Below are 6,000 nucleotides of genomic sequence, written 5' to 3'. Positions count from 1 at the left end.
GCTGGAGCCGATCGGCAACATCCCGCCAGCCGAGGCCGAGGCGCGTTACTACGCCTCGCTAAATCAGACCGCCATCGCGGCCTGATTTGAACAAAATGGCCTCCGGCAAACCCGGCGCGGTTCAATAGCCTGACGCTTCCAAGCCGCAATCATGGTTTGGTGGATGCCATCTTGGCCCCCAGTTCGGCCAGCGTCTGCTCGCCCCTCACAGCCTCCAAAGCCACTTTCGCCTTGAACTCGGCCTTATGCCGTTTGCGTGTAACCTTGCCCATTTTGTCCCGTCATTCTCAGATCGGGAATAGCTTATCGCCCTGTCCGAATTTCCGGGACCACCTCATCCGAATCCCCCGCCTGCATCTCGTCGGTCGCCCATGCGACGCGGGAAGTGTGCGTCATAGCCGAAGCGATCGCCTCATCTGTCGGCATGCAAAATGAAGCGACCGGGGAAATTGCGAGAAGCGTTCAGCAATCTTCGGACCGCACACAAGCGCTTTCCGAGATGGTGGACACCGTGCGCGCGGCTGCGCAAACGTCAGGCGTCGCCGCCGAGGACGTGCTGCGATTGGCGTCGGAACTGGCTTGCCAGACACAGCGGCTTCAGGATGAGTGCAACGGCCTCCTTGCGCGCGTGAGGGCGGCATGACCGGGGTGTTGAAGCGCTCAGCCTTGCGCTTTTGCCGCCCCTGCGCCTTGAGATTTTCTTAAGAGGCGCCCAACTCGTCGAGCATGGCTCGCGCACGCGGCAGCAGTTCCGTCCTCGCCGGGGTAAGCGGCGCCTTGCGCGTGGTGCGGGCGAATAATTTGACGCCGAGCTCCGCCTCGAACTTGCACAGCCGATGACTGAGCGGCGTTTGCGAAAGGTTGAGATGGGTGGCGGCGCCATTGAAGCCGCCCCGGTCCGCGATGCTCAGGAAAGCTTCGACGCCAAGGAAATCAATGCGCATTGAAGGGTCCGCTGATCACGCCCGAATCAACCGTAGTTCAGCGCGCCCGCATAAGGCGAAGCAACAAGAAATACGGAAAGGCCGCCGCGAGACAGAGCGCTCGCGGCGGCAGCGCGATCAAGCTGGCTCGATGGCGCGCATGGAGTTGAGTGTAACGCCAATCGCAGGGCCGGAGAAGGACACGAATTCGGCGTCGACGAATTCGATGAAATCGAGATCCGCCATGCCGTTAACGATATGGAACGACAAGGGCAGTTGCTCGAACGTCGCGCGACGCCAATTCAGATCGCCTTTGCCGACCCACTTCCGAAATTCGAACGCATCGAAATTGATGTTGGCCGCTTCGCCGCCCTTGCTGGGCGGCGGCGCGGCCGTGGTGGCATAGGCCACGTCCGGCCGCTCCTTGCCAAACGGACTCGTGCGCGGAAAATACTTGTAATAGAGCTGCGCGCCGCTCGAACCCGGAAGCCGCTTTTCGAACGCCGTCAGCTCCACGAGTCCATGCAGTTCGATGTCGAAGAAGGTGTGCTCGAACCAGGATGCCGAGCAGCGCGCCGTGCCCGCCTTTTCGTTCCAATCGATATCGGTGAATTTGGCGAACATTTTGGGGAAGCCGAGTTCTTCGCGTCCGGTCATGATGGCGTCGGGGCTTCCCTCCCAGATGATGGGGCAGAAGGAGCCATCGAGTCGCTCGGTCTTGCCCTGGTACGTCACCGGAAAGTCGATCGAGAGAATGCCGTAACCGCGCCCCGCCAGCCAAAACAGGTTCTTGAACCAGGCGCAGGAGACTGAAACGATGGGCTCGCCCCGAAGCGAAAACCCCGGCGGCAGCAGCCGCTCCAGCTTCTTCGGATCCGTCCGATAGCTGATTTTCATCCAGTCCGAATTCATCCGGCCGGCCTCTTCCGGCGTCCAGGGCCTACCCTCAGGATGTTGGCGCGGTCCGGGGGTCGGGCCGAATACGGCCGGCATCCTGTAACGCACTCCGGGCAAGATGTTCGCGGGCATTCCATGCTCCTGATCTATGAAATCGGACGATTGTCGACGCTTTGAAGCGGGGGGAGCGGCGTCTTGTGCAAAAACCGCGCTAACGCTACCGACTGTCAAGAAATCATGCGCGGTATCGCGAACAGAAACTAGCTTACTCATTTCCCCGCCAGTCCGTTGCAATGCCGCCGGAGGGGGGCGGCGACCGCCGCGCTAATGAGGCAGCTTTTTGCTGCGTCAGAAAAAAGTACACATGCCAATCGGAAGCTCGCGGAATGGATGAGACGGCGCCTCCGGCGAGGCAGGCGTCACTGGAGTTCCCGCCGCAAACGGATCTGGCAGACATGGCCTCGCGTTTAAACGGTGGCGCCAGCCTTCAAGCGTCGGCATTTCTCCCGACCGCGCGCCGTTTCAAGCCCCTGGGTGCTGCCTCCCCACACCCAGGGGCGACCACACAGATTTGTGCGACGAGACAGGTGGGAAGGATCAGGACTGAAAGACAGGGGGAAAAATGAACAAAGGCATGATCACACAAGCCATCGCCGCCGGCGTGGCCGCCGCGACACTTGGCTTGGCCACGCCCGGCTTTGCCCGCGACGAAGCCAAGGAATACGCCAACGCCAAACTTGTGCAGGACTTTTATGCCGAGCTTGAAACGGCGACCGCCTCCGGCAAGATAAAAGATCAGGTCGACGCAATTGCGGTGAAATATCTTGCGCCGAATTACATCCAGCACATGGAAGGCGCGCCAAGCGGGAGGGACGGCTTTGTCCAGCTTTTAGGCAGCATGCAGCCCGGTCCGCCCCTGCCGCCCGCCAAGCTTTTGGCCCTCATGGCCGACGGCGACAAGGTGATCCAGGTCACCTCGCGCGACCTCCCCAACCCAGTCACGCATACGCCGAAAGCGACGCTGATCTGGAACATGTTCCGCATCGAGAACGGTCAACTGGCGGAACATTGGGATTCCACGCCGGGCTTCGGTTTGCCGCCAGCGAAGCCTTGATTTGGTTCTGGCGCCGTCCCGGACGACGCCAGCCTCTTTTGTGCGCCCTACAAACGCTTGTCGCCGGGTGTTCCCTGAGCGGCTTTGGCAAGCGCTGCAGTTCGGCCAATTCGTCCGGATCGAGGCGCGACGTATCCCGCCCGCCGAGCCGATAGGCGCAGGAGGTCGGCCAAGTCAAGGCAGCCGATAATGTTCATCAGCGTCGATTTGCCAGAGCCGGACGGGCCCGATGATTTCGACATATTCCTCCGGATATATGTCGAAATCGACGGCCCTGAGCACGCAGACGTCATCCTCGCCCGAAGGATAGTCGCGGCCCACGCCGCGAAGCTCGATTAAGGCGCCGCGTCCATCCGGAACGGTTCAGACTTTCTTGTCGCGGCCGCCGACGCCCATGCGCTGAAGTTCAGGCTCCTTGTCGATGTACTGATGCTTCAGGGCTCCGGCGATGTGCATGCCCAGCACCAGAAGCAGCAGGTAGGCGCCGATCGAATGCCAGCCGACGAATTCCTCGTGCAATTCGTGCTGCGGCTCGTAGCCACCCGCCGTTTCTCCTATGTCCTGAACAGGCTTGATCGACGAGAACGGGATGAAGCCCCAAAGCTTGATCTCGCGCCGCGGCGGCGCGCCCGTAGCCGCGGCGGGGGCGCCAGGAGCGCCAGACATGGCGGTCGTTTCGGCGCCCGGCGCGCCGGGCGTCGCCTGCGCCACGGTCGGCGCTCCTGGCACAGGTTGGGACGCGCCAGCGGGCCGCCCTGGAATTGTGTTCGGTCGAACGCGCGCCTGCTCCGCGGCGCCGGCGGAGCCCGGACGCGGATGAGCCGAGACGATGGCCCATCCGGTCAGCGGCATCCCGACCATCGCGACATAAAGCAGGACATGAGCCGTGCGCGCGAGTCGGTGCTCCCAAAATTTCAAACTGACGAGATGCGGCGGCGGCTCATGCGTCATCCACCAGATGAGCCGCACGACCGTCAGCGCCAGGACGGTCATGCCCGAGGAGACATGAACCAGAACCATGGGGAAGCGTACCGGCGGCGGAAAACCCTCCATGACGAAGCCGATCGCCAGATTGAAAATGATCAACCCCGCAATGGCCCAATGCAGGATGATTGCGACGCGGGAATACCGGCTTCGGTCGGTCGTCTTTTCGGCTGTCGCCGCCATTGAAACATCGGAAGTTGTCATATGCCACCCCGTGGGAAACCTGGCGGCAGCTTGCGCGGCTCACCGTCGCGCCAATGTGAAGAGAGAACGCCTGAAAAAATAAGCTGTCGATTTCAATGTCTCGCGAGCGGTCAGCGCCACAAAGCAAAAAGGCGGGAACAAGCGCGGGGAGGATCAAGCGCCGGTTCCCGCAGCAATGACAGACGCTCAGCCCGCCATCACTTGAGGTTCGGATACCAATACTGCTTGTGGCAATCCTCGCAAAGGCCGTCGATTTGGCTGGAGCCGTCCTGAACCGCCTGCCCATTACGCGCCTTCGCCCCGGCGACCGTCGCGTCGAGCGCGGTGGCCAGCTTCATCGCCAGCTCCTTGAATCCGCGCGGATCGGCATCGATCGCCTTCTGCACGTCGGCCGCGCCCCAGGCGCCGGGGTTTCCCTCGCTCTGGATCTTGACGCCCGGCTGCGCCGCCTTCAGGCGATCGGCGCCTGCCAAAGCCTTGAGACTTGCGCTGACCGCACTGCCGCCCTCGATGATTTGTTTCCAGTCGTCGTCAGCGAGCCTGGAGGCGTCCGCCTCGCCTTTGTCGTTCATCGCCTTGTTGCCAACGTCCCAAACGATCTGCGTCTTGGGCGCGACCACGTCCTTCATGGCGTCGTTCAAGGTCACATCGGCGGCGCAGGCGGGCAGAGCGGCGATGATCAAAGCCCCGAGGCCCACAGCAAGGGAAACTATTTTCATGGTGCAAAACCTTCCATTCTGGCTGACCAGAATGAGCGTCGAGCAAAACTCGCCGCTCATGAAAGACGTACTTCGGGTTCACACTTCCATGGTGAACCCGATCATGCGACCGCAGGCGACGATCACCACCCAAAGCCCCAGCGAAATCGCGCCGGCGACTTTCGCGGAAACCGGCAGTTGGAAGTCGGCTGCCCAATGATTGAGGTCCTTGCCGGTCAAGGCGTGGAAGACCAGTTGGTTGACGAAAGCCATCGCCATGAAGACAAACTTCCAGACGAACCAGGCGTCATGCCAGTAATTCACGGCATGTGAGGTGAACAGCAGAACGCCAGTGATGACCGCGATCCCGAAAGAGACCCACACAGCCGGCAGCGCATCGCCGATCACTCGGCCGACAGGACGCTTGGTCCAGACGAGATCGACAAGTCGCAAGTCCATGATGATGATGCAACCAACCGCAATGGTGATTGCGATCACATGGATGGTCTCGAAGACCGGAAACAGGTTGCCCTGCTCGCGGACCGCGACCCCCAGCGGCGAATCCTGAAGCCACTGAAAGAACTGTTCCATGCTTCCCCCTTTTGATTGTTATGTGACGAGACCGGGTTGAACGAGGCGCCGATCGGTCACAGACCGATTGCGTAGGCAATCCACCGCCCCGCGGCGATAATCGCGATCCAGAGACTGAAGACGATCATGCCGATGAATTTGACCTGAATTGTACCCGCGGCCGGAGACGGAGCCTCACCGGCGGCGGCGTGGATCTTGCGCCCCAGCGCGACCATCCCCGCCATGGCCGCCACAAGCAGCACCATTTTCGTCTGGAAGATCTTGTTTGACAGCGAGCGCTCCGGCTCAGCGGAAATTTGAAGGAGTCCGCCGATCGCCAGCGTGGGAATGGTGTACCAAATCCAGGGAAGGAAACGCGCAGCGAAAGCTTGCACGGATTCATCCTTGCCGATAATCCCGATTATACGTAACGTCATCATGAGAATCGACGACAGGATGATGGCGACGCACAGAATATGTATCGTTTGCAGCGTCGGAACTACCCAATCGTTTGACTTCACGAACATACTAAGGTCGGTTTTCTCGACCCAAAGGCAAAATTCATGCAACGACATGGGGCGCTCCAACGATTATTGTTGATGAATAGGTA

Annotated in this window: 7 protein-coding genes and 1 pseudogene; 1 reads left to right on the top strand and 7 read right to left on the bottom strand. The window is 60.8% G+C overall.

Going from position 1 to position 6,000, the window contains the following annotated elements; translation table 11 throughout:
- Positions 1-120: 120 nt before the first annotated feature.
- The 3 genes and pseudogenes from CCR94_RS25610 to CCR94_RS03590 form a co-directional block, all read right to left on the bottom strand.
- Positions 121-272: pseudogene (locus CCR94_RS25610) on the bottom strand (transposase); the annotation flags it as partial.
- A 429-nt stretch (positions 273-701) separates the two neighbouring features.
- Positions 702-944, bottom strand: coding sequence for a LysR family transcriptional regulator (locus CCR94_RS03595; RefSeq protein ID WP_104506506.1), 243 nt, complete (start codon positions 942-944; stop codon positions 702-704).
- Positions 945-1,061: 117 nt separating this feature from the next.
- Entirely contained in the window at positions 1,062-2,114 is a 1,053-nt protein-coding gene (locus CCR94_RS03590; protein ID WP_244593929.1) for an acetoacetate decarboxylase family protein, read from the bottom strand.
- Between the two features lie 340 nt (positions 2,115-2,454).
- Between CCR94_RS03590 and CCR94_RS03585 the strand changes: the two genes are divergently transcribed.
- Complete coding sequence (locus CCR94_RS03585) at positions 2,455-2,934, top strand: nuclear transport factor 2 family protein (RefSeq protein WP_146089848.1); 480 nt, start codon at positions 2,455-2,457, stop codon at positions 2,932-2,934.
- Positions 2,935-3,297: 363 nt separating this feature from the next.
- Here the strand turns inward: CCR94_RS03585 and CCR94_RS03575 are convergent, their stop codons facing one another.
- The 4 genes from CCR94_RS03575 to CCR94_RS03560 form a co-directional block, all read right to left on the bottom strand.
- Positions 3,298-4,101 carry a cytochrome b gene (locus CCR94_RS03575; protein ID WP_104506503.1) on the bottom strand — a complete coding sequence of 268 codons (804 nt, stop codon included), beginning with the start codon at positions 4,099-4,101 and terminating at the stop codon, positions 3,298-3,300.
- A 218-nt stretch (positions 4,102-4,319) separates the two neighbouring features.
- A complete protein-coding gene (locus tag CCR94_RS03570; RefSeq protein WP_206605768.1) occupies positions 4,320-4,751 on the bottom strand; it encodes a cytochrome c in 432 nt (143 codons plus the stop codon).
- A gap of 168 nt (positions 4,752-4,919) precedes the next feature.
- Positions 4,920-5,411: a DUF6644 family protein gene (locus CCR94_RS03565; protein WP_104506501.1), complete on the bottom strand. Its 492-nt coding sequence runs from the start codon at positions 5,409-5,411 to the stop codon at positions 4,920-4,922.
- A gap of 56 nt (positions 5,412-5,467) precedes the next feature.
- Complete coding sequence (locus tag CCR94_RS03560) at positions 5,468-5,965, bottom strand: DUF6644 family protein (protein WP_104506500.1); 498 nt, start codon at positions 5,963-5,965, stop codon at positions 5,468-5,470.
- Positions 5,966-6,000: the final 35 nt, after the last annotated feature.

Source organism: Rhodoblastus sphagnicola (assembly GCF_002937075.1).
In the GTDB taxonomy this organism is placed as follows: domain Bacteria; phylum Pseudomonadota; class Alphaproteobacteria; order Rhizobiales; family Beijerinckiaceae; genus Rhodoblastus; species Rhodoblastus sphagnicola.
The sequence above is the reverse complement of the archived record's forward strand: the minus strand, read 5'-3'. Positions and strand labels throughout refer to the sequence as shown.